This is a genomic window from Trabulsiella odontotermitis, assembly GCF_001188485.1.
Classification (GTDB): Bacteria; Pseudomonadota; Gammaproteobacteria; order Enterobacterales; family Enterobacteriaceae; genus Trabulsiella; species Trabulsiella odontotermitis_A.
Map to the genome: position 1 here is coordinate 143,963 of NZ_JNGH01000076.1, position 24,194 is coordinate 168,156.

At 55.5% G+C, this 24,194-nt stretch carries 15 protein-coding genes, 3 tRNA genes and 6 pseudogenes; 7 read left to right on the plus strand and 17 right to left on the minus strand.

Going from position 1 to position 24,194, the window contains the following annotated elements; translation table 11 throughout:
- Positions 1-2: 2 nt before the first annotated feature.
- The 8 genes and pseudogenes from GM30_RS08960 to GM30_RS08995 form a co-directional block, all read right to left on the minus strand.
- Entirely contained in the window at positions 3-932 is a 930-nt protein-coding gene (locus GM30_RS08960; protein WP_049848334.1) for a 2-hydroxyacid dehydrogenase, read from the minus strand.
- Positions 929-1,378, minus strand: a complete 450-nt coding sequence (locus tag GM30_RS08965; protein WP_049848335.1) for a type II 3-dehydroquinate dehydratase — start codon at positions 1,376-1,378, stop codon at positions 929-931. The genes GM30_RS08960 and GM30_RS08965 overlap by 4 nt, the downstream gene beginning before the upstream one ends.
- 12 nt (positions 1,379-1,390) lie before the next feature.
- A complete protein-coding gene (locus GM30_RS08970) occupies positions 1,391-2,005 on the minus strand; it encodes a glutathione S-transferase (RefSeq protein ID WP_049848336.1) in 615 nt (204 codons plus the stop codon).
- A pseudogene (locus tag GM30_RS27135) lies at positions 2,002-2,397 on the minus strand (zinc-binding dehydrogenase); the annotation flags it as partial. The pseudogene GM30_RS27135 and the gene GM30_RS08970, both read right to left, overlap by 4 nt.
- 378 nt (positions 2,398-2,775) lie before the next feature.
- Positions 2,776-3,924: an ABC transporter ATP-binding protein gene (locus GM30_RS08980; protein ID WP_049848337.1), complete on the minus strand. Its 1,149-nt coding sequence runs from the start codon at positions 3,922-3,924 to the stop codon at positions 2,776-2,778.
- 152 nt (positions 3,925-4,076) lie between these two features.
- Positions 4,077-5,234, minus strand: coding sequence for an acetylornithine deacetylase (argE, locus tag GM30_RS08985; RefSeq protein ID WP_049848338.1), 1,158 nt, complete (start codon positions 5,232-5,234; stop codon positions 4,077-4,079).
- A gap of 15 nt (positions 5,235-5,249) precedes the next feature.
- Positions 5,250-5,933, minus strand: a complete 684-nt coding sequence (locus GM30_RS08990; RefSeq protein WP_049848339.1) for a DUF1028 domain-containing protein — start codon at positions 5,931-5,933, stop codon at positions 5,250-5,252.
- Between the two features lie 16 nt (positions 5,934-5,949).
- Positions 5,950-6,372, minus strand: coding sequence for a RidA family protein (locus tag GM30_RS08995; RefSeq protein ID WP_049848340.1), 423 nt, complete (start codon positions 6,370-6,372; stop codon positions 5,950-5,952).
- A gap of 520 nt (positions 6,373-6,892) precedes the next feature.
- Here GM30_RS08995 and GM30_RS09000 point away from each other — a divergent pair.
- Both GM30_RS09000 and GM30_RS09005 read left to right on the plus strand, forming a co-directional pair.
- Complete coding sequence (locus tag GM30_RS09000) at positions 6,893-7,315, plus strand: hypothetical protein (RefSeq protein ID WP_049848341.1); 423 nt, start codon at positions 6,893-6,895, stop codon at positions 7,313-7,315.
- A gap of 92 nt (positions 7,316-7,407) precedes the next feature.
- Positions 7,408-8,415 carry a bifunctional helix-turn-helix transcriptional regulator/GNAT family N-acetyltransferase gene (locus tag GM30_RS09005; RefSeq protein WP_049848342.1) on the plus strand — a complete coding sequence of 336 codons (1,008 nt, stop codon included), beginning with the start codon at positions 7,408-7,410 and terminating at the stop codon, positions 8,413-8,415.
- Here the strand turns inward: GM30_RS09005 and GM30_RS09010 are convergent.
- The 4 genes and pseudogenes from GM30_RS09010 to GM30_RS09025 all read right to left on the minus strand — a co-directional run.
- Positions 8,361-10,042, minus strand: a pseudogene (locus tag GM30_RS09010) (M24 family metallopeptidase); the annotation flags it as partial. The gene GM30_RS09005 and the pseudogene GM30_RS09010 overlap by 55 nt on opposite strands.
- Before the next feature lie 15 nt (positions 10,043-10,057).
- Positions 10,058-11,512 carry an AMP nucleosidase gene (locus GM30_RS09015; protein ID WP_049848343.1) on the minus strand — a complete coding sequence of 485 codons (1,455 nt, stop codon included), beginning with the start codon at positions 11,510-11,512 and terminating at the stop codon, positions 10,058-10,060.
- Between the two features lie 149 nt (positions 11,513-11,661).
- Positions 11,662-12,988: pseudogene (locus GM30_RS09020) on the minus strand (cation:dicarboxylate symporter family transporter).
- Between the two features lie 248 nt (positions 12,989-13,236).
- Positions 13,237-13,312, minus strand: a tRNA-Asn gene (locus GM30_RS09025).
- Positions 13,313-13,633: 321 nt separating this feature from the next.
- Here GM30_RS09025 and nac point away from each other — a divergent pair.
- Positions 13,634-14,294 (plus strand): annotated as a pseudogene (gene nac, locus GM30_RS09030) (nitrogen assimilation transcriptional regulator NAC); the annotation flags it as partial.
- Positions 14,295-14,427: 133 nt separating this feature from the next.
- On the plus strand, positions 14,428-15,378 hold the full coding sequence (cbl, locus tag GM30_RS09035; protein ID WP_049848344.1) for an HTH-type transcriptional regulator Cbl: 951 nt from the start codon (positions 14,428-14,430) through the stop codon (positions 15,376-15,378).
- Positions 15,379-15,412: 34 nt separating this feature from the next.
- Here the strand turns inward: cbl and GM30_RS09040 are convergent, their stop codons facing one another.
- The 5 genes and pseudogenes from GM30_RS09040 to mtfA all read right to left on the minus strand — a co-directional run bounded on the left by GM30_RS09040 (position 15,413) and on the right by mtfA (position 18,161).
- Complete coding sequence (locus tag GM30_RS09040; protein ID WP_049848345.1) at positions 15,413-16,435, minus strand: type II toxin-antitoxin system HipA family toxin; 1,023 nt, start codon at positions 16,433-16,435, stop codon at positions 15,413-15,415.
- Positions 16,435-16,743 (minus strand): HipA N-terminal domain-containing protein, encoded by a 309-nt coding sequence (locus GM30_RS09045; protein ID WP_049848346.1) that lies wholly within the window; start codon positions 16,741-16,743, stop codon positions 16,435-16,437. Before GM30_RS09045 ends, GM30_RS09040 begins: the two co-directional genes overlap by 1 nt.
- Positions 16,728-16,997: an XRE family transcriptional regulator gene (locus tag GM30_RS26080; protein ID WP_238158678.1), complete on the minus strand. Its 270-nt coding sequence runs from the start codon at positions 16,995-16,997 to the stop codon at positions 16,728-16,730. Before GM30_RS26080 ends, GM30_RS09045 begins: the two co-directional genes overlap by 16 nt.
- 300 nt (positions 16,998-17,297) lie before the next feature.
- Positions 17,298-17,373: transfer RNA gene (locus GM30_RS09055), tRNA-Asn, on the minus strand.
- Between the two features lie 100 nt (positions 17,374-17,473).
- Positions 17,474-18,161 (minus strand): annotated as a pseudogene (mtfA, locus tag GM30_RS09060) (DgsA anti-repressor MtfA).
- Between the two features lie 92 nt (positions 18,162-18,253).
- On the opposite strand from mtfA, the gene GM30_RS09065 reads away from it, so the two are divergent.
- The 3 genes and pseudogenes from GM30_RS09065 to GM30_RS28185 form a co-directional block, all read left to right on the plus strand.
- A tRNA-Ser gene (locus tag GM30_RS09065) sits at positions 18,254-18,343 on the plus strand.
- 509 nt (positions 18,344-18,852) lie between these two features.
- A complete protein-coding gene (locus tag GM30_RS09070; protein WP_080993408.1) occupies positions 18,853-20,208 on the plus strand; it encodes a TolC family outer membrane protein in 1,356 nt (451 codons plus the stop codon).
- A gap of 122 nt (positions 20,209-20,330) precedes the next feature.
- Positions 20,331-24,194 (plus strand): annotated as a pseudogene (locus GM30_RS28185) (Ig-like domain-containing protein); the annotation flags it as partial.

The window sequence follows — 24,194 nt, forward strand, 5'->3', positions numbered from 1 at the left end:
CTTTAATACCCGCGCGCCGGAAACACCTGATGGGTAACCGATTCACCGCGTGCGGCGCGGTGAATATTTTCAGCAACCTGCTGTGCGGCGCTGGCAGGAATAGCGACGGAAGCCAGATGCGGCGTGATCAGCACATTGTCCATACGCCACAACGGATCGTGCGGCGGCAGCGGTTCGCGGTCAAACACATCCAGCGTGGCGTGCGCAATCTGTCCTGAACGCAACGCGTCAGTCAGCGCCGCCTGATCGACAATCGCACCGCGCGAGACATTGATGAACGCTGCGCCAGGCGGGAGCCGCGCCAGTCGTGCTGCACTGAGCAGGCCTGTCGTGTCTGGCGTGAGTGGCAGCATCGTCACCAGAATGTCGCTCTGGCTGAGAAAATGATCCAGCGAATCGAGTCCGCTGCTGCAGCGAATCCCCCTGATCTCTTTTTGCGAACGTGACCAGCCGCGCACGTCGAAACCCTGTCGCGCCAGCTCCTGCGCTGTATACGCCCCTAGCTCTCCCAGCCCCAGCACACCGACACGGATGTCGGAGGGCGAGCGTGGATGCAGGTAATGCCAGCGCTGTTCGCGCTGCGCACGTTCGAATGCCGGAATATCGCGCGCATAGCGCAGCACGGCAAAAAGCACATAACCGGCCATCATGCGCGCCATATCCGGGTCGGACAGACGAATAATCGGGATATCCGGCAGGTCATCGCGCCCGACGAGGGCATCGACACCCGCACCGAGATTCACCAGCAGCCTGAGATTGCGGTATGGCGCAAAGAACCCCTGCGGTGGTTTCCATGCCAGCGCATAGTGCACCTCATCCGCGTTTTGCACCGTTTCGGCGCGGCAAATCGTTACGCCGGGCAAATACGGTGCAAGTAAAGCCGACCATTCTTCGAAGCTGTCGAATTCGCTGTAAAAGACTAATGTGCTCATACGGCGCGCATTCCCAGCAGGTTGACGACGGCATCAATCGCCAGTTCATAACCTGCCACACCCAGTCCGGCAATCACGCCGGTGGCGGCTTTCGACACCATGGAGTGGTGGCGAAACGGCTCACGCTTCCAGATGTTGCTCATATGCGTTTCGATAATCGGGCCATCAAACATCAGTAACGCATCAAGGATTGGCACCGAACTGTAGGTCAGACCCGCGGCGTTGATAATCAGTCCCGCGGCGTGCTGACGCGCTTCCTGGATCCAGTCGACCAGTACGCCTTCGTGGTTGCTCTGGCGGAAAAGCAACATCACACCGTGCGATTCGGCGCGACGCTGACAGCGCTCCCCGATACTGACAAAACTTTCGCTGCCGTACAGGCCATTTTTATCCAGCCCATACAAATTCGCGTTTGGCCCATTAAGAAAATAGATCTGTTGTGACATGCGCACTCCTGACTAAACGTGTGGCTGCGTGGTCGCCATGGCCGGATGCGCCGCAAAGAGGGCGAACCAGGCGGCGGTAAGCGGGTAACGGGCACGCCAGTTAAGTTCGGCAAAGCGAAAATCGAGATAACCGAGCGCACAACCGATGGCAATGAGCCCGATATCGTCGGGTTGTCGGCTAAAACTGCTTACCTGACCCTCAATGTCTGACAGCGCGGCGGCGACTTTTTTCAGTTGCGCATCAGCCCAGCCCTGCCATTGTTTCCCGGGCGGACGCGCGCTGAATTCGTAGCGCGCCAGCAAGGCTGCATCAATGATCCCATCGCCCAGCGCCTGTCGTGCCAGACTTCTCCAGCGCGCATCCCCTGTTTCCGGAAATAAATCGCCTTGTGCGAGGGCGTTGAGATACTCGCAGATGACCCGGCTGTCGTAGAGACACAGTCCGCCTGGGGTACGCAGCGCTGGCACTTTTGCCAGCGGATTAAACGCAGCGATACGTTCGTCACGATCGATCGGATGCGCGGCAGAATCCAGCCGTTCTATCTCATCAGCAAGACCAAGTATTGTCGCGCACACCATCACTTTACGTACGTATGCAGATGTACTGGCAAAAAAGAGCTGCATCATGACATCACCCGCAGCAGGACTTTGCCGATGTTGGCGTTGGCTTCAAGGAGACGATGCGCCTCTGCGGCTTGTGCTAACGGTAACGTTTGATAAAGGGTAGGGGCGATTTTGCCAGCGGCGATCAGCGGCAGCAGATGTTTGTTGATGCACTGCGCGAGCCGCATTTTCTCCATTGCGTTTTTCGGGCGCAGCGTTGATGAGGTCAGGCTCAGGCCTTTACGCATCACCAGTTGCAGATCGAGTTCGATCTTCGCGCCCTGCATAAATGAAAGGCTGACATGACGGCCACCCGGCGCCAGCACGCTCAGATTGCGCGCCACGTAATCGCCACCGACGTTATCGAGTACCACATCCACACCGCGTCCCTGGGTTTCCTCGAGAATAACCGTGACAAAATCTTCGCTGTGGCGGGTGGTGGGGNNTCACGCGCGCCCCGCAGGCCTGTGCGCATTGAATAGCGAATGTCCCCACGCCGCTGGCCGCCCCGTGAATCAGCACGGTTTCGCCCGGTTGCAAATGCCCCAGTTCAAACAGGTTATGCCACACGGTAAATGCCGCTTCCGGCACGCCCGCAGCCTGCGCGAGCGGCAGGGTTTTCGGCACGCCNTGCGCTGCAGGATATCGGGGCGATTTACACCCGCGCAGGTGACGCGAATCAGTACTTCTCCCGCTTCAGGGGTGGGTACCCTGCGCTGAACCTGTTCTAAGACGTCGGGGCCGCCCGGTTGGCGCGCAATGACCGCATTCATTGTTTCAGGTATCATCGGCGCTTATTCCTGTGTCGCCGCGCTAAACGCGCACACGCCTTCGTCATCAACGTTCACGCCAACCAGACTGCCGACTGGCCAGCGCGTCAGTGAATCCAGACCGGACTGGCGCGCAAACAGCGAGGCGCTGCCAAGTGCGGGCGCATCAAGATGCACATCGACGTGATCGCCCTGAAATACATGAGCGATAACCGTGGCGCTGAACAGCGAGTGCGGGCCAAGCGGCGCCAGTTGAACGTTTTCCGGACGGACGTAAACATGAAGACGTTCGCCAATCGTGGCCTGTACCCGTTCCGCGGGCAGACGCAGCACATTGCCGCCCAACGCCAGTATCGCCGCGCCGTCGCGACCCGCGTAGCGCCCCGGCAGAATGTTCACATCACCCACAAAACCCGCAACAAACGGATCCTTCGGATGACGATAGATCTCGTCCGGCGTGCCAATCTGACGCACATGTCCTGCCGACATCACCACCACGCGATCGCTCATGCTCAGGGCTTCACCCTGATCGTGCGTCACAAACACGGTGGTGACGCCAAGTTTGCGTTGTATCGCTTTCAACTCAACCTGCATTGAAAGGCGCAGATTTTTATCCAGTGCGGAGAACGGCTCGTCCAGCAGCAACACTTTGGGGCGGATCACCAGGGCACGTGCCAGCGCCACACGCTGCTGTTGACCGCCAGAAAGTTCACGTGGCTTGCGATGGCCGTAACCGGCAAGCTTCACCAGCGCCAGCGCTTGTGCAACGCGGTCGGCGATCTCGGCTTTTGGCACACCGCGCATGCGCAGGCCGTAGCCCACGTTCTTTTCGACGGTCATATGGGGAAACAGCGCATAGTTCTGAAACACAATGCCGATTTCACGCTGCCAGGGGGGAATATCCGTAACCAGATCACCATCAATAAAAATCTCGCCGCCGTCCGCTTCGGCGAAACCCGCTATCAGATTCAGCAGCGTGGTCTTGCCACAGCCTGACGGGCCGAGGAGAGTAATAAATTCCCCTTCCTCAATCATCAGGGAGATTTTGTGTAATGCGATGGCATCGCCAAAGCGTTTCAGTACGCCATCGAGCCGGACGGCAACGTTAGCGTGGTTCGCGACGGGATGCAGCGTTTTGGGCTGCGGGAATGGGGTCACTTCTGCATTTACCATGGAATCTCCAGAAACGGGCTATCAAGTGCGTGTCTCCAGCATACTGCCTGAGCACGTTTCACGCGGTTAGTGCTTCCTGAAGCTGGCGTTTGGAAAAGTTAAAGCAGAGATGAAGGGCAGCCCGGGCTTGCCCCGGGCACCTTGTGACAATTTCACGCTGGCTGGCACATCCACGCGGCCAGACGGCGGAGCAGGGCATCGCAGGCGCTCAGTTGTTCGAGAGTGATGTACTCATCGGGTTTATGGCCCTGCGCCATGCTGCCCGGCCCACACACCACGCTGGGAATGCCAATCTGATTGAACAATCCACCTTCTGTACCGAATGCGACGGTGCTGAAGGCTTCAGAACCGGTGAGGTGGGCAATCAGCCGTGCGGCGGCGCTCTGTTCAGCGGTATACAAACCGGGATAACTGCTGAGGGGATGAAAGCGGATTGTCGTGTCGCGATTCACTGCATGCATTTGCGGCAGCAACTCGTGTTGCGCGTAACGTTCCAGGTCCCGAACCACTTCCTGTGCGTCATCCTGCGGCAGGGTGCGTACTTCGAAATCAAACGAACAGTCGGCAGGCACGATATTCAGCGCCAGGCCGCCCCGGATCACGCCTGTTTGCACGGTAGTAAAGGGCGGATCAAAACGTGCATCCTGATACTGGGGCGCAGCCAGTCGCTGGCCTGTTAGCGTAAGATGATGAATAAGCTTCGCGGCATATTCGATGGCATTAACACCCTGCGGCGCCCAGGCCGAATGGCAGGCCGCGCCCTGGACTTCACAACGAACGCCAAGCTTGCCTTTGTGGCCGAGCACTGGCTGCAATTCGGTGGGTTCGCCAATGATGCAGATATCGGGCTTTTCCGGGCGAGCGGACAGCACGTCCAGCAAGGTACGCACGCCCAGGCAGCCCACTTCTTCATCATAAGAGATCGCCAGATGCAGCGGTTGCGCCAACGGTTGTGCAAGAAAATGCGGCACTGCCGCCAGGACGCAGGCGATAAAACCTTTCATGTCCGCCGTGCCACGCCCGTAGAGTTTGCCCTCACGCTCAGTCAGCGCAAAAGGGGGGACGCTCCAGTTCTGCCCGTCAACCGGTACCACATCGCTGTGGCCTGAAAGCATCACGCCACCGCGACCTGCAGGGCCAAGCCGGGCATACAGATTGGCTTTGCTGCGTTCGGTGTTATGAATCAGTTCGTAACTGACGCCAAGCTCAGTTAAGTAGCGGCAGACAAAATCGATCAATGCCAGGTTGGATTCGCGGCTGGTGGTGTCGAAGGCCACCAGCTGTTCCAGCAGTTTGCGGCTGGTCATCATCGGAACTCCTTGCGGTTACTCGTCGCCCGGCACACCGTAACCAGGCGCACTACGGGGATCGAATGCCCGGGTTAAATAGTCCTGCATCTGCGGTTTATAGGCTTGCCAGAGTGTGTTGAGTTCCTCAACGGGATCGGCGTCAGTCCAGTCGACGCGCAAATCCACAATCGGCCAGACGGGAGAATCGACAATCGACAGCGCGGCAGAATGCACCGGGCCCGCTTCACCGCCTGTCCTCAGACCCGCCTGCATCGCGGCAATCAGCCTGTCAGCAAGATGCCCTGAGTGGTGTTCAAAGGCGTGAACCATNTGAACCATCGCGGTAATCACATCCTGATTCGCCAGCAGATTACCCGCCGCCACGCAGTTTTCCCCAGACAGTGCGTGGTTGACCCCCAGCGTCTTTTCCCCGCTGAAGAACGCGCTCTCTCCCTCGGCCGTGAGTACAGTGACCTGCCGGTACATGTAATAGTCATCCGTGCTCAGCCCATTCTTCAGCGCGGTCTCGGCGGTGTCCCCTTGCTGCAACCGATCAAGAATGCGCGGCCCCAGCGCGGGTAAAGTGATGTTCTGCGTCGATACCGCACCGACGTTGCTACGCAGCCAGGGGCAGCGCGCGCCCACCGCGATACTGGAAGAACTGATAGCAATACCCATCTGGCCGGTCTGCGCGCAGCGCCCGACAATCGATAACGTCATGATTTTATACTCCTGCTTACGATTGCCAGTCGTCCGGGATCACAGCGATAACATCAATTTCCATCAGCCATTCCGGCTGACCAAGCCCGGAAATCACCAGTCCGGTTGAGATCGGATACACGCCTTTCAGCCATTTGCCAACAACCTGATAAACGGGTTCGCGATAGCGGGGATCGATAATATAGGTGGTCGTTTTAACGATGTGTGACAGATCGCTGCCCGCCTCTTCGAGCAACTGCTTAACGTTTTTCATCGCCTGTTCCGCCTGCGCTGCCGGGTCGCCCAGGCCTACCAGATTACCGTCGAAGTCAGTACCAATTTGACCGCGAACGTAAACGGTGTTGCCTGCACGAACGGCCTGGCAGAGATCGTTATCCAGCGACTGATTCGGGTAGGTGTCTTTCGTATTGAATTTGCGTATGCGGGTATGTGTGCTCATGTTTGCCTGCCTGTTAAAGGAACTTCCTGTAGGTATACCTTTTCCATGAATAGCACGTAAAACAACATAATCCGAGGCTTTAGTTTAGAAAAAGCGAACCCTCATAGCGGGGATAATGCGAGGAGCGACTACCCTGGCGATTGGCGAGAATGGAAGTGCTTAAATCCGCAGGGGCACGACGAAAACCGTCGATGATATCCTGCAGAAGGTTGGATTGATCCTGGCCATGCCCAGGGCTCAGACGTACAGAAATTGTGGACCCAGTTTCAACGTGGAGAAACACCAGGTGTGCCGTACTACTACGTGACTTATTCCCAGTCAATGGCCGATGGCCGGCGTTTTGTACGAATGGGTAAATACATAAAATGGTGCATAAGAAGGACTCTCATATTCAGAACGGCAAAGCATTGCGCTTGCAATGATAATGAAATTATCCTTGCTCTGACTGGCATTCCGGGAACGTCAGTATAGTATTGGCTGATGGAAGTTTTATTCAATCGGGAAAGGATGCACCGAGCATATGAAAACCTCTACCAAAGTTTCACTGGCTGCGATTGCTATTGTGTTTGCTGGTCTGGTGTATGTATGGCCATATGTCAAAATGGATTTCGCTGAAAGTGCCAGCTATACGGAGCAGGATAAAAGAGAGTACGAATTTTTTACCCCTGATGTTCTTAAGAATATACCCCGCATCTCCGACGACTATCGATTCGGCTATTCCAACGTCTCCGGCCAGGCGCTTCTTATCTATGACATCCGATTTTCAGGGACCACTGATGCCAGCAAAATTAACACTTACCTTCAGGAAAATGGATATAAGCGACTCGATGCTTGTGACATTGCGGGCGAGTGCTGGCAAGGCAACGATCCTAAGGTATCTGTTTCAGTAGGTGTAGTACCAAACCCAAAAGCAATCATCGTATCGGTAGTAGATGAGTCATAACGATGTGGCTTGTGGAGCGGGTTAGCACCCATTGACACCCATTTTAAAAATATGGTTGTATAATACAACCATATTCCACAAGGTAAAAGTCAATGACAGCCGAATCGCCACTGGTTGAAGACATTCGCGCATCATCACGTCTGATGGTGCGCGAACTCGGTTTTATGAATCGTACTCTGGCGGCAACGGAGTATTCCCCGTCCATGGTGCATACGTTGCTTGAAGTGGAAGCGCGAGGGGCGATCACCGCGGCTCAGTTGGTACAGCTCCTGGGGCTTGAGAAGTCCAGTGTCAGCCGCATGCTGGCCAAACTCGTCACCGTCGGTGAACTGGAAGAAAACCCCTCTGCGGAAGATGCAAGGGTCAGGCTGCTTCGTCTTACCGCCCAGGGCAGGGAAACGGTACGGAAGATAAACCATTACAGTAATGCGCGGGTCATCGCTGCATTAGAAAAAATGGAACCCAGCCAGCAACATGTCGTCTCGCAAGGCCTTCGCGCCTATGCCAGCGCCCTGAAAGCCTGCCGTGATAACGCCTCCCTGAATGCGCAAAGCAGCATCAACATCGTCACCGGCTATCAGCCGGGCATGATTGGTCGCATAACGGAAATGCATGGCAGCTATTACGCAAGAGAGCACCATTTCGGCAGTTTTTTTGAACGTAAGGTCGCCGTGGGGCTGGCGGATTTTGCGGGCCGTCTGGATAAGGCGTGTAATCAGATCTGGCTGGCGGTGCAGAGCGGGCGCATCGTCGGCTCTGTCGCTATTGACGGTGAAGACCTGGGAAACAATGAAGCCCATTTGCGCTGGTTTATTCTTGACGACGGCTGCCGTGGCAGCGGTGTGGGCAGAAAGCTGATGGCTGAAGCGATGACGTTTTGCGATGAAAATGCGTTTTCCGCCGTTCAGCTCTGGACGTTCAATAAACTCACGGCAGCGAGGCACCTGTATGAGTCATTCGGTTTCACATTGACGAAAGAATGGCAGGGCGACCAGTGGGGAAACACCATGATGGAACAACAATTCACCCGTAGCGTTCGGCGGGGCCACGGGCGTGCGTCGCTGTTCACCAGTGGCGACAGGGTTTCGCGAACGTGCTGATGGTAGTTGTCGATCCATTCAACGTCCTGATCGCTCAACAGATTCCAGTCCACCTGGCTTAAATCAATCGGTATCAGCGTCAGAGAGTTGAAACGGCAGAAACCGGGCTGCGCATCGATAATTTCCACCTGGTTTTCAATGCGAATGCCGTACTGGTCTGCCAGATAATAACCGGGTTCGATGGTCATGATATTGCCCGCCGTCAGCGGCCACGGGTTAACCTTTTTGGCGATGCGCTGCGGCCCTTCGTGGATCATCAACTGATGCCCCACGCCGTGACCGGTGCCGTGGTCAAAATCGAGCCCCAGTTCCCACAGCGGGCGGCGGGCGAAAGCGTCGAGCTGGTGCCCGTGCGAGCCCTGTGGAAACTGCAGCGTGATCAGCGATAAAAACCCTTTCAGCACCGCAGTGTAATGCAGGCGCTGTTGCGGCCCCAGTTGCGCAAACGCCAGCGTGCGCGTGGCGTCAGTGGTGCCGTTGCTGTACTGGCCGCCGGAGTCGTTGAGGTAAAAGTTTTCGCTGGTGATGGCTGCGTTGGTCGCTTCGCTGGCGTGATAGTGGCACATCGCCGCATTGCTGGCAGAGGCGGAAATGGTGCCAAAACTCTGCTCGATAAAACCGTCCTGCTGCTGACGAAACACCAGTTGCTGCGCCTGCGCCTCCAGCTCAGTGAGCGGGTTGCCTGCCGCTTCACGCACCGGAACTTCATGCGACAGCCAGGCGAGAAAATTCACCCATGCCGCGCCGTCCTTGCGGTGACTGTCGCGGTAGCCTTCCAGCTCAACCGGGTTTTTCTTCGCTTTGATAAAGGTGACGGGATCCGGTTGCCAGACCACTTCGCCGCCGTGTTTTTCTACAGCAAAACGGACGGCCACCGGTGAGGTGTCGTTGTCCAGCATCACGCGTTTGCCAATGGCAATCTGCTGGCAGCGCGGAATAAAAGCGTCCATCGGCGAGAGATTAAGCGCGTCGAGTAATTCAGACGGCAGTTGCGCGGTTTTTTCACTGTCGACAAACCACTCCAGTTCGCCGGTATGACTCAGCAGGGCAAACGACAGTACCACCGGGCTCATGGCGATATCCGCCCCGCGCACGTTGAGCAGCCAGGCGATGTTATCCGGCTGGGAAATTGCCAGGTAATCCACGCCTTTTTCCGCCAACAGCGCGGCGATACGTTCACGCTTGCTGTTGCTGCTTTCACCGCTCACGTCGTCCGGCATAACGCGGATCATGCCGTGCGGGGCGGCAGGGCGATCGGCCCAGATGGCAGTAAACGGATCGTCGGGCAGCGCAACCATCTTGCAGTGGGTGGCCTGCAGGCTCTCATACTGGCTGGTGGNACCTCCGCCAGCGGATCGTCATGCAGATGGCGGATTTCCCATTCGTTCAAATCCACTTCCTGGCGCACCTGTACCTGATAGCGCCCGTCGACGAAAATAATCGCCCGATCGTGCAATACCAGCGCATGCCCGGCCGAGCCGGTAAACCCGGTCAGCCAGGCCAGTTTGTCGTCGTGAGGCGCGGCGTACTCGCTCTGAAACGGGTCGGCGCGGGGAACAAATATTCCGTCCAGGCCTTGTGCCTGCAGCACGTTACGTAGGGCATTGAGAGGCGATGTTGTTGTCATGAGTTCACCTGATAATTAACGGAACGGAGGTTCGTTGAAGGTGCGCAGTTTGCGTGAATGCAGGCGTTCGCCCTCGGCACGCAGCAAATCAATCGCGCGGATGCCAATCTGCAAATGTTCGGAAATCGCCCCTTCATAAAACCGGTTAGCCTGCCCGGGCAGTTTGATTTCGCCATGCAGCGGTTTGTCGGACACACACAGCAACGTGCCGTACGGTACACGGAAACGGTAACCCTGTGCGGCGATGGTGGCGCTTTCCATATCGATGGCGACCGCGCGGCTGAGATTAAAACGCAGCGCCGAGGCAGAATAGCGCAGCTCCCAGTTACGGTCGTCGGTAGTGACCACCGTCCCGGTGCGCAGGCGTTGTTTAACCTCTTCACCCGGCATACCGCTGACCTGCTTGGTGGCGTCGTACAGTGCGCGCTGCACCTCTGCGATGCTCGGAATAGGAATGTCCGGCGGCAGCACAGCATCCAGCACGTGGTCGTCACGCAGGTAAGCATGGGCAAGCACATAGTCGCCAATCGCCTGGCTTTCACGCAGGCCGCCGCAGTGACCAATCATCAGCCAGACATCCGGGCGCAGCACTGCCAGATGATCGCAAATATTTTTCGCATTAGCCGGGCCGACGCCGATGTTAATCAACGTAATGCCCTGGCCGTCTTTAGTGATCAGGTGCCAGGCCGGCATCTGATGCTTTTTCCACGCCAGATCGGAAATCGCCTGTTCCGGCGCGTCGGTCTCGGCAGTGATCCAGATCCCGCCTGCGCAGGAGAGGGCAATGTACGGGCTTTCCGGGTCGAGGATCTGGCTGCATCCCCAGCGGACAAACTCATCGACATAGCGTGTGTAGTTGGTGAATAGCACGAACGGCTGGAAATGCTCGACCGGCGTGCCGGTGTAGTGGCGCAGGCGTGCCAGTGAGAAATCAACACGGCGGGCGTCAAAATGCGACAGCGGGTAAAACTCGCCTGGGTGGAACAGGCCATCCGCCGTTTCATCGCCAATCTGCGACAGCTCGGTGGTCGGGAAATGGCGGGTCAGCCCGGCGCTCATCGAGCGGTCCAGCGTCAGCGTGGAGCCATCAATCACATAAGGATAGGGGATTTCATGTTGCGAACGGGCAACGGAAATATGTGCGCCGTAGTTCTCATACAGCAGCGTCAGTTGTTCCAGCAGATAGTGACGGAACAGTTCAGGATGCGTAATCGTGGTGGTGTAGCAACCGGCGTGGGTAAAGCGGGCGTAGGCGCGGGTGTTAGGCGCATCCGGCGCAATCCCGTTCCATGATACGGACAACTCAGGATACACGAACAGACCCCTGGCACGGGCGTCGGTATCCGGTAGCGTATTGTCACTGATGTAATCAGCAATCGCGCCACGCAACGCACTGACTGACTCTTCATACAGTGCTTCAAGCTGCGTCAGCGCCTGCTCCGGCGTCAGCCCATTACCTGTAGTGTTCATCATTTACTCCCTGTCTCAGCGATTCTGGATTTACGGATAGTATGTCACAGGATTGTGAAACAAAAGGTGGCAAAAGGCTGAATCAACAGAGTGGTGAAGATTTATGCAGGCAGAACAAAAACAAGGCCCCGTCGCGGGGCCAGAAAAAATTAATTGAGGGAGACCCGTTCCTGCGACTGCGCGTCTTCGCGGTCCAACAGGCGGGAAGTCAGCACGCCCGACATCATGGAGCCATTCACGTTCAGTGCGGTTCTGGCCATGTCGACCACAGGCTCAATGGCGATAAAAATACCGACCAGCGCGACAGGGAAATTCAGCGTTGAGAGCACGATAAGTGCGGCAAACGTGCCGCCACCGCCAACCCCGGCGACGCCGATCGACCCGAGCGCGATGGCGGGACGGAAGTGACAGCGGGTCGATGCCCACGGTTGGGGCAATCATCGCCACCATAATGGCGGGGTAAATGCCCGCACAGCCGTTTTGCCCCATGCTGGATCCGAACGAGGCGGCAATATTAGCGACAGTATTTGGTACGCCACATTTTTCCTGCGCGGTGATTGCCAGCGGAATAGAGGCTGCGCTGCTGCGCGACACAAAGGCGAACGTCAGCGCAGGCCAGACGGTTTTGTAATACTGAACGGGATTTTTACCCGCCAGTAACAGCAGAAGGCCATGCACAATAAACATCATCAGCACTGCCAGATAGCAGGCGGTAATAAAGCCGAGCAGGCTGGCAAACTGTTCGAGGCGATAGGTTGAGAACACTTTCGCCATTAACGCCATCACGCCGTAAGGCGTCAGCGCAATAACAATGCGCACCATCTTCATCACCCAGATCTGCATTGCGTTGATCCCGGCGCTTAATTTTTTACCCTCTTCAGGCGCTTCTTTTTTCACTTTCAGCAGCGCCACGCCCGCCAGCAGCGTGAATATCACGATCCCAATCACCGACACGCTGCGTGCGCCGGTCAGATCAAGAAAGAGATTGGTCGGAATGAGCGAGGTGATGAGTTTTGGCAAGGAGACGGCGGCGGTGCGGGTGACATCGTCGTCTGTCAGCGTCGTTTGCAGATGACTAAACGCGCTGGCGTCCAGCCCCAGTGTTTTCGCGGTTAACAGGCCAATAAAGCCCGCCGTCATCACCAGAAACAGCATGCAACCGACAATAGTTAACGACATTTTCCCCATCCCAGCGCTGTTTTCCAGCTTATTAATGGCCGACAGGATGGAAATAAAGATAAGCGGAATCGCCACCAGCTTGAGCAAATTCACATAACCATTACCGACCATATCAAACCAGTCGATGATCTGTTTGCTGGTATCACTATCTACGAGATGCAGGGAGAGCCCGATGAGACCGCCGGTGAAGAGGGCGATAAAAACGGGTTTAGACAGGGAGGAGCTTTTCTGGTCGATTCTGAAGAGTCCGTAACAGCAGACCAGAAACAGAACAACATACGCGAGCGTAATGAACATAATGTAAGCCTCTTGCCTCATTCAGCACCTGAAATGCCGGAAAGAGTTTATTTTTCAGGAAGGTAAACCTATAACCTCACAAAAAGTCATAGAGCCGGGAAAAGTATAAAGAAGGAAATAGCAAACCACTATAAATAATAAGGATATTGTATCGATAAATGCGGTCAGGTACGCATTTTTGCGGAGTGGTGAATGAGGTGGGGCGCAGAAAAGCAAAAAGCCCGCTCGAAAGCAGGCTTTTCAAAATCTGGCTCCTCTGACTGGACTCGAACCAGTGACATACGGATTAACAGTCCGCCGTTCTACCGACTGAACTACAGAGGAATCGTGTGAACGGGCGGAATAGTAACGGCGCACTCCGGCTTTGTCAAAGCCAGGATGCCCTCTCAGGCGCTGACTGCTGACAATTTCAGCAAAATCAGCCGGGTTGCCGTTTTATTGACCAATGCTGCACTGTGACGGTGCAAAAATACCCCTGATGGGGCATAGCGGCTTCTGCTGGCTGTTGCGCAAAAAGTGGAAAATACATCAGAAACGCTTATTCATCGGTGCTGGCGGGCCGTTGTTAAAAGCTGGCAAGCATATTGCAACAACTTCGGCTACAAGACCGCCCAAAAGGGCATGGCATTCCGGACAGGGGGCAATATGAATTTAAGACGACTGAAGTACTTTGTGAAAATCGTCGACATCGGTAGCCTGACGCAGGCCGCAGAGGTGTTGCACATCGCGCAGCCCGCGCTGAGTCAACAGGTCGCCACTCTGGAAGGGGAACTGGATCAGCAACTGTTAATTCGTACCAAGCGGGGCGTCACGCCGACGGAAGCCGGGAAAATTTTGTACACCCACGCGCGGACCATTTTGCGGCAGTGCGAGCAGGCGCACATGGCGGTGACTCACGTCGGGCAGACGCTGAGCGGGCACGGCGGCGTCTGCGGTGACGATGCCGTTATTGCAGACAGTACGCAACGAGTTGCCGGACGTGCTGGTCTATCTGCATGAAAACAGCGGCGGCATTCTTAACGACAAACTGCTGAACGGCCAGCTCGATATGGCGGTGCTGTACGATCGCGCGCCGGTTGCGGGGGTGAACAGCCAGCCGTTATTGAAAGAAGAACTCTATGTGGTNAGCGTTGACCTGAGCGTCGTGGCGGAGATGAACCTCTTTTTGCCGCGCGACTACAGCGCTGTGCGGGCGCGGGTGGATGAAGCCTTCTCACTGCGGCGTCTGACGGCGAAAGTCGTCGGCGAAATCGATTCTATCACCACGCTGACCGCCGCTATCGCCAGCGGAATGGGCGTCACCGTGTGGAGAACCGGGAATTGCAGCTGGTTAGCTAAGCTATATTCCAGTCTGGAATAAGATGCTGGTTTTTATTATTTGTTCGCCGGAAGCGCAGACTCTAACAATAGCAGTATGTCTGATGGTCCCGGAGGGAAGGGTGAATTTCCAGCAACTTAAAATAATCCGTGAGGCAGCGCGGCAGGATTACAACCTGACAGAAGTCGCCAACATGCTCTACACGTCGCAATCCGGCGTGAGCCGCCATATCCGCGAGCTGGAAGAAGAGCTGGGGATCGAGATTTTCATCCGCCGCGGAAAGCGCCTGCTGGGGATGACGGAGCCGGGCAAAGCGCTGCTGGTGATTGCCGAGCGCATTCTGAATGAGGCGAGCAACGTCCGTCGTCTCGCCGACCTGTTCACCAATGACGCGTCGGGTGTGTTGACCATCGCAACGACGCACACCCAGGCGCGCTACAGTCTGCCGCCAGTGATTAAGGCGTTCCGCGAATTGTACAGCGACGTACGGCTGGAGCTGATCCAGGGCACGCCGCAGGAAATCGACGCGCTGCTGCATAACGGCGGGGCGGATATTGGCATTGCCAGCGAGCGATTGAGCAACGATCCGACGCTTGCCGCGTTTCCGTGGTTTCGCTGGTATCACAGCCTGCTGGTGCCCAAAGATCATCCGCTGACGCAGGTCTCGCCGCTGACGCTCGATGAGATTGCCCGTTGGCCGCTGATTACCTACCGCCAGGGCATTACCGGTCGTTCGCGTATTGACGAAGCGTTTAACCGCCGCGGGCTGGTGCCGGACGTGGTGCTCAGCGCCCAGGATTCCGACGTCATCAAAACGTATGTTGAGTTAGGGCTGGGGATTGGCCTGGTGGCGGAGCAGTCAGGTGACAATCAGGAATCTGACACACTCACACGTCTCGAAACCCGTCATCTTTTCGATGCAAATACCGTCTGGTTGGGCTTAAAACGTGGTCAGTTACAACGTAACTATGTCTGGCGGTTTATTGAATTATGTAATGCCGGGCTGTCGCTGGAGGAAATTAAGCAGCAGGCGATGGAGCCGGAAGAGGTGGCTATCGATTATCAGATCTAAAAAGCAAAAAGCCTGCTCGAAAGCAGGCTTTTTGTTACAGCGCGGTCACGGTGAGTAGCGTTATTCGTCGTGCAACGTATTCAAGAATCGCTTCTCGTTGCCCTTCGGGCAGATGACTTTCCGTATAAGTATCAATAATGATCGGATGGCTTTTAACAACGTCTGCAAGCCATTTTTTGGCAAGGCTGGGGTTAATATCCATACCCTGCGCCAGAAGGATAAAGTCTGCACCCAGATATTCGCCGTAGGGGGAATCTATTCCCGGCGCGTTCGCTGCATCATTTTCTTCGCATTCAAGCAACGGCAGCGCTAAATATTCCCGAAACGCTGCCGGATAGGGCACCACGCTGATAAAGTCATAGACCGGCGCCAGCGAGGGTGATCCCGTTTCTGGATGTATGATGCCAATATTCCGCAGATGAAAATCGTTATTGCCCAGTACCCAGGCATAAACGATGCGTAAAAAGAGGTCTCGCTTACTCGTTAAACGGTGGCTCACTGAATTATTCAGAAACTTAGCGGCTTTTTCGTAACTGACGGTTTTCTTATTATCAATATTGCCGTATTTATCGCCGAGTCCCATCGCGCCATCCAGTTGTTCCTGATGTAATCTGGCGTTATCTGCACCCAGGCGGTCATATCTCTTGATGATAAAAGCCAGTTCGTCGGAGCGGTGGTCTTCATGCTTAAATGGCATAAGTCCAAAGGGAGGGACTTCAAATTTTAGCCGTTGCATGACGCTCATCGTGGCATGCTCATTTTCTGCCAGGTATGGATACTCTTCGGGAGAGGGTTTCAGGATATAGGTTCCGTCGTTGCTGACGACCATCAATTCTCCATTCTCCAGGCGGAGAGAAAGCTTGGGTTGATAGCCTGAAATGCTCATCCCTTTCTGGCGCTCGGGGAGTTCCTGAATAAACTGGCTACGCGTGAAAGGCAAGCTAAGGGACACATTTAAGCTACCCAGCAGGTGTTTAATGCCTTTTGTTGAATAACCCGTTTTTAACCCGGATTCATTGAGCTTGCTTAAATTTATCAGGCAGCGTTCTGGATTCATTACGTTATCTCTTTGAGTACGACTGCGCCGAGCAAGTCGTTACCATTTTGCATCAGTAAACCGAACAAATCTTTATCGTCAATTTTTTGAATTTCAGCGTATCGCTTACGTAGCCACCCCTCCGGGGCCAGGCCTTTGAAGAAAGGATGAAGCTCTTCACTTAAATAAGGTTCAGACCTGACTGGCATGCTAAGCGATATCGCACGGCCGGTATAATCGGCCAGATAACAGAACGCAAAGCCTGTTTTTTCTTCACTCAACGTACCTGCAGGCTTGTCGTATAGCCACACTGCTACTTTTCGAGCCATACGGTTATCCCAAGTTCTTTAAGCAATGCATGAAGGTTGATAGCCTTCGCAGAGGATGGCTTAGCAACCAATCGTTTAAATGTTGAGAGAGAAACGCCAATTTGAATTGCCATCTCTTCATAAGTGATGCTCTGCCGTTTGAGTTCACTGATCAGGATCTGCGGCAGTGATGTAAGTTCTAAAACGCTCAGCCTCGGTGTGCCGTCAGTCTCAGAGGCATTTTTCATCAAAGATTTCGTTTCATCAAGGTTCACTTTTGACACCTCCGAATGTTTTAGCGCCTCTTTGCGGCGATATAACTCGACTATAGGGCAAAAAAGTTCATTTTTGAACCTTTACTGTTTTATATCGTACAATTTCTGGTTTGAAACAGACCATACGTATGAAAAAGGGTCATTAATGACACTTTTATAAGCATGTATTAGGCATATTGGCAGAATAACAGAGGAAACGAGAGAAAGAGTTCAAAAATGAGCTTTCTTCAAAACAAGGAGAAATGTGCGCCGTGTAATGAAAAGCAAAAAGCCTGCTCGAAAGCAGGCTTTTCAGAAATCTGGCTCCTCTGACTGGACTCGAACCAGTGACATACGGATTAACAGTCCGCCGTTCTACCGACTGAACTACAGAGGAATCGTGTGAACGGGGCGAATACTAATAGCTCGCTATTTTTGTGTCAACACTAAATTTAACCTGCTGATTCAATTGAATGAATTTAATGCAAGCTGTTGTTTTAGTGAACTACCGGTGCGTTATCGTCGACACAGGCACCATTCTCGCGTAAGCGTGCCAGCGGGTCCTGTTGATAAAACTGGCAGAAACGCTGCCAGAGCGCCGGGAAGCGGGGTGCAAAGAACTCAGGCGCGCTGAAAAAGTATTCTGACAACACGGCAAAACACTCCGCCGGATCGCTCGCCGCATAGGCGTCAATGCTGGCAGCGCTTTCGCCCACCATGTCGATTTCATCCTGAATGTTATTCATCGCCGCGTGCAGGTCATGTTCCCAGCCAGCCACTTCGCGCAACGGGATCAATGGCACGCCGCTGGCGCGATCGCCGTTGCGGGTGTCGAGCTTATGCGCCACTTCATGAACAATCAGGTTGAAACCGGAGGCGTCGAAAGAATCCAGAATATCGAGCCAGTTAAGCACGATCGGCCCCTGTTGCCAGCTTTGCCCCGACTGCACGACCCGCTGATTGTGCACCAGCCCAATGTCGTCTTCCCACTCATCGTCTACCACGAACGGTGCGGGGTAGATGAGGATTTCGTGAAAACCATCCAGCCACTCGAGGCCCAGTTCCAGTACCGGCAGGCAGAAGAGCAATGCAAAGNTTAGCTAAAACAGGAATGGCAAGCGCCTGCTCCCATTTGATCTGGGGATCGGGGCTCGTGTCATGTGTTTTCCAGGGCCACTTAATCATCGCTTTGCTCGCAAACTCGTCACTTGAACAGAATTGGAGGTACCGGGGCTGTTAAAATGCCAAAGATCCTGGCATGATGGCAACCATAAAACGGAGAGATGCCGGAGCGGCTGAACGGACCGGTCTCGAAAACCGGAGTAGGGGCAACTCTACCGGGGGTTCAAATCCCCCTCTCTCCGCCACTTTCCTTTACCTCACTGAATGACCTCTTTTTTCTCATCCAGACTCGTAGTATGCCTTTTGCGTCTTACACATAAAGACCATCGGCGTCGCCAGACAAATTATCACTTCGCGAGCATGACCGGGTAGTGCTTTACCAGTATGTCATTCATTTTGTGAACTACGTCGTATCCTTTTGTTTCGCAACCGGATGATTACGGTGCGAAAGGAAAATCACTGACAGATAAACGGTGCTTCAACCGCACGATTATTACTGGTATTGCCAGAGTGAAATTTGATATGCGCTGAAATGGCAAAAAAGCGTGGGCGTAGACTACAATTTATATCGTATATCTCTCCTATTAAAAAATGACTTCCTTTCTGTTTTTATCAGTAAAAACGGAAAGCGAAATCTGTGTGTCCGGGCTGAAAATGGCTCTGTCAAATATCAGGATTATGGATATTTGAATAAAGGGCGCCGTTGGCTTTTGAATAACGACCTTTCAAAGGGCTAAAAGGAAGTTACTGATACATGGCGATATTAAATTTATCCAGACGATTCGGCAGCGGTCTGTTTATTGTTGTGTCTGCTGTTGCTTTCTTTTCAGACGTTAAGGCGGCACCACTTCCGCAGTGGGCAAGCGCACCTGCGGTAACAACGGTGAATGCGCTGACATTGAAAGAATGTATTTTGCGCGCCTTCAGCCGTAATCCGGATGTCACGCAGCAGGCGGCACAGATTGGTATTGGTCAGGCACAAATTGATGAAGCGCAAAGCGCCTGGTATCCGCAAATAGGGCTGAACGGCAATGCCGGCCCGTCGCGTCAGTATGATTCCAGCGGCAGTCTGGATAATTCCACGTCGTATGGCATCACGATTACCCAGCTCGTTTATGACTTCGGTAAAACCAGCAATAACGTGAAACAGCAAACCGCAGCCCGCGACAGCTATCGCTTTAAACTGATGTCCACACTCTCGGAGGTTGCCGAGAAAACTGCACTGACTTATATGGAAGCCCGGCGTTATCAGGCATTAAGCGAAGCCGCGCAAAATAATATTCATTCCCTCGAAAGCGTCTATAAACTTGCGAATCTGCGCGCCTCGGCGGGGTTGAATTCTTCGTCTGACGAGCTGCAGGCGCAGACCCGCATCGAAGGTATGCGCTCGAATCTGGAACAGTATCAGGCGCAACTGCAAAGTACGCTGGCGCAGCTTGCCGTGCTGACCGGCGTGAAATCCCTCTCGCTTGCCGCGCCGCCCAACGGACTTACCGAGCAACCGGTCTCTCTCGATAACATAGATTATGGAAAAATCCCCGAGGTGCTGGCGGCGGAAAATTTGCGTCAGTCGGCTGAATATGGCGTGGAAAAAAGCAAAGCCGAATATCTGCCAACCCTGAGTATTCAGGGGGCGAAAACCCGCTATCAGACCAGCGACCGCAACTACTGGAATGACCAATTACAGCTTAACGTCAATGCGCCGCTGTATCAGGGCGGCGCGGTCTCGGCGCAGGTCGAACAGGCCGAAGGTAAACACAAAATCTCGGCGTCACAGGTGGAACAGGCAAAGCTGGATGTGCTGCAAAAAGCTTCCGTTGCGTTTGCTAACTGGAATGGCGCACGCGGGCGTGAACTGGCGGGCAGCGCCCAGGCGACCAGCGCGAAGCGCTCAAGAGACGTGTACCGGGATGAATATAAACTGGGTAAACGCAGCCTGAGTGATCTATTAACCGTTGAACAGGATGTGTTTCAGGCGCAGTCCGCCGAAATTAATGCGAATTACGATGGCTGGAACGCAGCGGTGAATTATGCCGCCGCGGTAAATAATCTGATTCCCTTAGCGGGTATCAAAGAGGGCGTCTATAACGATTTACCCGATCTAAAATAGATAATCGCCCTTAATTTTATCAGTGCTTAACGACACGACTGGAATAACGCCCGACGCCATTGTGGCCTCACTGGGGTGTATATCCTGCTGTATGCAAAACCTTGTTAAACAGGATAACAGCTATGAGCATGATTATTGACATTATTTCCCGTAAGACCTCCGTGAAACAGAGCGTAATTAATCAGGGGGATTCTACGGTCGTCTTATATGAGCCGTCAGTGGTTCAGGTGCATGCTCCTGCAACGGATGTCGTACGTTATGCTCGCGAAGGGAACGATCTTCTTATTTACATGAAAGATGGCAGCGTGGTTCGTTGCTCAGGTTATTTTGTTCAGGGTACTGAGGCGATAAAAGAGTCTGAGCTGGTATTTAATGACGCGGGCGCATTAACCCATGTCACGTTTACCGGTACCGGCGAAGCCGCGACCATGGCGGCGACGCCGCTGGTTCCGCAGTTTGAAACCATTTCCAGCATTGATCCGTTTCTCGATCTGGTTGGCGACACTGGCGGCGTAGGCATTGATCCCGCGTGGGGATGGGCCGCGGTGGGCGTGCTGGCCGGTGGTGCAATAGGTGCGGTGCTGGCAAACAGTGGCGGCGGTGGCGGTGGCGGATCGGATTCGTCGGGTAACCCGTCGCCAGGCGACGGCACGGCCACGCCGACGTTTCTGGTCACCGACAAACAGGGCGATTCGCAGGGCGTGTTGAGCAATAACGCCGTGACCGATGACAGCACACCCACCTTCAGCGGCACCGGGGAGCCGGGCGCGACGATCCAGGTCAGGGACAGCAGCGGCAACACGATCGCCAGCGCGATGGTGGGCAGCAACGGTGTCTGGACGGTCAAACTGCCGACGCAGGCCGACGGCAAACACACCTGGTCAGTAGTGCAAATCGACGGCAACGAGGTCACGCCTGCAGGTAACATAACGGTGACCNCAGGCCGCGGGATTTACCCTCTCCGGCGTCAGTGAGCATCTTGCCGCCGGGTCTGCGCTGAGCATCACCCTGAATGGCAAAACCTATACCGCCAGCGTGGGCGCGGGTGGGGCGTGGAGCACCAGGGTGCCTGCTGCCGACGCGAACGCGTTGTCAGACGGCAACTGGACAGTCACCGCCACCGGGCATGATGCCGCAGGTAATACCGTCACCGGCAGCCAGTTGCTGAAAATCGACAGCCAGCCGCCAACCATCACCGTTAATCCGATTGCTCAGGACGATATCATCAACATCGCCGAGCACAACGCGCCACTGGTGGTGAGCGGGAAAACCACCGCTGAAGCGGGGCAGACCGTCACGCTGAACCTGAATGGTCAGTCTCATACCGCCACGGTCGCCAGCGACGGCACCTGGCAGGTGACGCTCAGTGCCAGCGAGGTCAACGCGCTGGCGAACGGCAATCACAGTTTAACCGCCAGCGTCAACGACAAAGCAGGCAACAACGGTGCCACTACGGCGAGTTTTCAGGTAGATATCAGCGTTCCGGTGGTGACCATTAACCCCATTGCCGGGGACGATGTGCTCAACGGCAACGAGCAGGGCGTTGCGCAGATCATCACCGGGCACGCCAGCGGTGCGGAGGCGGGAGATGTCGTCACAGTGACCGTCGGCACGCATACTTACACAGGCGTTGTTCAGGCGGACGGCAACTGGAGTCTGGGCGTTCCGGCGACCGTTTTCTCTTCACTCGGCCAGGGCAGCCACATCATAACGGCCAACGTCACGGACGCCGCAGGCAACGCAGGCATTGCCAACCACAGCATTGTCCTGGTCAGGGACGCGCCCGTGGTGACACTGGATCCCATCAGTCAGGACAATGTACTCAACGCGCAGGAGGCGACCCAGCCGCTGACGCTGAGCGGCACCACCAATCTGCCCGATGACAGCACCGTCACCGTCACGTTGAACGGCGTGCAATATACGGCGACCGTCGCCAGCGGCGTCTGGTCGGTGCAGGTGCCGGTGGCGGATGTTGTCGATCTGGTCAGCACAACGTATACGGTGACCGCGAGCGGCACCAATGCGGCGGGCAACACTGGCACAGCGCAGGCGCCTTTGCAGGTGGATACCCTTTTACCGCAGGTGATTATCGACACCTTTGCAGGCAACAACCTGGTCAATAACGCCGAAGCGGGCATCGATCAGACCCTCAGCGGGCGGGTGACTAACGCCGCCGAGGGCGATACGGTCACTATTACCGCAGGCGGTAACAGCTATACCGCCACCGTGGGAAGCGATCTCACCTGGAACGTCACTATCCCGTCCGGCGATCTGACCGCTTTTGGCGACGGGCCGTTGACTTTCACCGCCACGGTGACCAACAGCCGGGGCAATACCGGTTCAGGCGATCTGGATGTCAGCATCAACACCGGCCTGCCGGGGCTGCGTATCAATACGATTTCTGGCGATGACGTGATTAACTCGCTCGAACAGCGCCAGGATTTGACTATCACGGGCACCAGCACCCATCTGCCGCAGGGGACGGTGGTCACGGTCACGATTAATAACGTGGATTATCAGGCCGTCATCAACAGCAGCGGCAACTGGCAAATTGGCCTGCAGGCGAGTGAACTACAAAGCTGGCCGACGGGATCGGTGACCGTCACCGCCAGCGCAGAAGACAGCTTTGGCAACCCGGTGTCGGTGGATCACCCGGTTACCGTTGAAGTCAGCGCGGTAGCGATCGCCATCAATACGGTCTCCGGCGATGACATACTCAATGCCGCCGAAAAAGGCGCGGCGCTGACCATTTCCGGGCAGACACAAGGCGTGGAAGCGGGGCGAACGGTCGTCATTAAATTTGCCGATCAGACCTTTACCGCGCAGGTACAAAACAACGGAACATGGAGCGTCAGCGTTCCGGCGAGTGCCATGGAGACGCTGGCCGACGGGCGCGAGCAGATCAGCGCCAGCGTGACCAGTGGTAATGGCAACAGCGCCGACAGCGTGCGCGTGGTCACCGTGGATACCCAGGCACCCACACTGACGATTGAAAACCTGACCGCTGATAACATCATCAGCGCGGCGGAAGCGCAGCAGGATCTGACGCTCAGCGGTACGTCGAACGCACCGCAGGGCCAGACGGTCACCGTGACGCTGAACGGCAAAACCTACCAGACGACAGTGCAGGCAGACGGCAGCTGGAGCGTTAACGTCCCGGCGAATGACGTCGGCGCGCTGGCGGATGGCAACGTCACGGTCACCGCCAGCGTCAGCGATCCGGCAGGCAACTCCCGCAGCGTCGATCGCATCGGTCTGGTGGATGCGTCACTGCCGGTGGTGACCATCAACGCTATCGCGGGTGATGACGTTATTAACCGCCCGGAACACGCCCAGGCGCAGATCATCAACGGCACGGTCACCGGCGCGGAGGCCGGGGCGCTGGTCACGGTCACTATCAACAGCGTCGATTACACCACCGTGGTGGACAGTGCAGGCCACTGGAGTCTGGGGCTGCCTGCGTCGGTAGTGAGCGGCCTGAACAACGGGACGTATACCGTCAGCGTGAGTGTGACTGACCGTTCCGGCAACACCGGTACTGAAACGCGGGATGTGGTGGTGAACGTCACCGCACCGGTCATTACCATAAACACTATTGCGGGCGACGACCTGATTAATGCGGTTGAGAAGGGGGCGGATGTGCTGATCTCCGGCACCAGCAACCAGCCCGCGGGAACCGGCGTCACCGTCACCCTGAACGGTAAAAATTACAGCGCGAGCATTGATGCGCTGGGCAACTGGAGCGTCACCGTGCCCGCATCGGCGGTCAGCGCACTGGGTGAAGCAACCTACACCGTGACCGCCAGCGTCACCAGCGGCGTCGGCAACAGTGGGCAATACCGTCACCGTGACGATGGGCGGCAATACGTACACCACAACGGTACAGACCGGTCTGGTATGGAGTGTGAATGTACCGTCGTCGGCGCTCACTGCGATGGGCAACGGCAGCCTGACGGTGACCGCCAGCGTCACCAACGGCCAGGGCA

What these genes read in the sequence shown, in the direction of transcription:
- GM30_RS08970 (WP_049848336.1), bottom strand. Translation starts at nt 2,005, where the DNA reads ATGATGCAGCTCTTTTTTGCCAGTACATCTGCATACGTACGTAAAGTG.
- GM30_RS08995 (WP_049848340.1), bottom strand. Translation starts at nt 6,372, where the DNA reads ATGAGCACACATACCCGCATACGCAAATTCAATACGAAAGACACCTAC.
- GM30_RS09040 (WP_049848345.1), bottom strand. Translation starts at nt 16,435, where the DNA reads ATGAATCCAGAACGCTGCCTGATAAATTTAAGCAAGCTCAATGAATCC.
- argE (WP_049848338.1), bottom strand. Translation starts at nt 5,234, where the DNA reads ATGATGACCAGCCGCAAACTGCTGGAACAGCTGGTGGCCTTCGACACC.
- GM30_RS08960 (WP_049848334.1), bottom strand. Translation starts at nt 932, where the DNA reads ATGAGCACATTAGTCTTTTACAGCGAATTCGACAGCTTCGAAGAATGG.
- GM30_RS09015 (WP_049848343.1), bottom strand. Translation starts at nt 11,512, where the DNA reads ATGAACACTACAGGTAATGGGCTGACGCCGGAGCAGGCGCTGACGCAG.
- GM30_RS08965 (WP_049848335.1), bottom strand. Translation starts at nt 1,378, where the DNA reads ATGTCACAACAGATCTATTTTCTTAATGGGCCAAACGCGAATTTGTAT.
- GM30_RS08980 (WP_049848337.1), bottom strand. Translation starts at nt 3,924, where the DNA reads ATGGTAAATGCAGAAGTGACCCCATTCCCGCAGCCCAAAACGCTGCAT.
- GM30_RS09045 (WP_049848346.1), bottom strand. Translation starts at nt 16,743, where the DNA reads ATGGCTCGAAAAGTAGCAGTGTGGCTATACGACAAGCCTGCAGGTACG.
- GM30_RS09000 (WP_049848341.1), top strand. Translation starts at nt 6,893, where the DNA reads ATGAAAACCTCTACCAAAGTTTCACTGGCTGCGATTGCTATTGTGTTT.
- GM30_RS09005 (WP_049848342.1), top strand. Translation starts at nt 7,408, where the DNA reads ATGACAGCCGAATCGCCACTGGTTGAAGACATTCGCGCATCATCACGT.
- GM30_RS09070 (WP_080993408.1), top strand. Translation starts at nt 18,853, where the DNA reads ATGGCGATATTAAATTTATCCAGACGATTCGGCAGCGGTCTGTTTATT.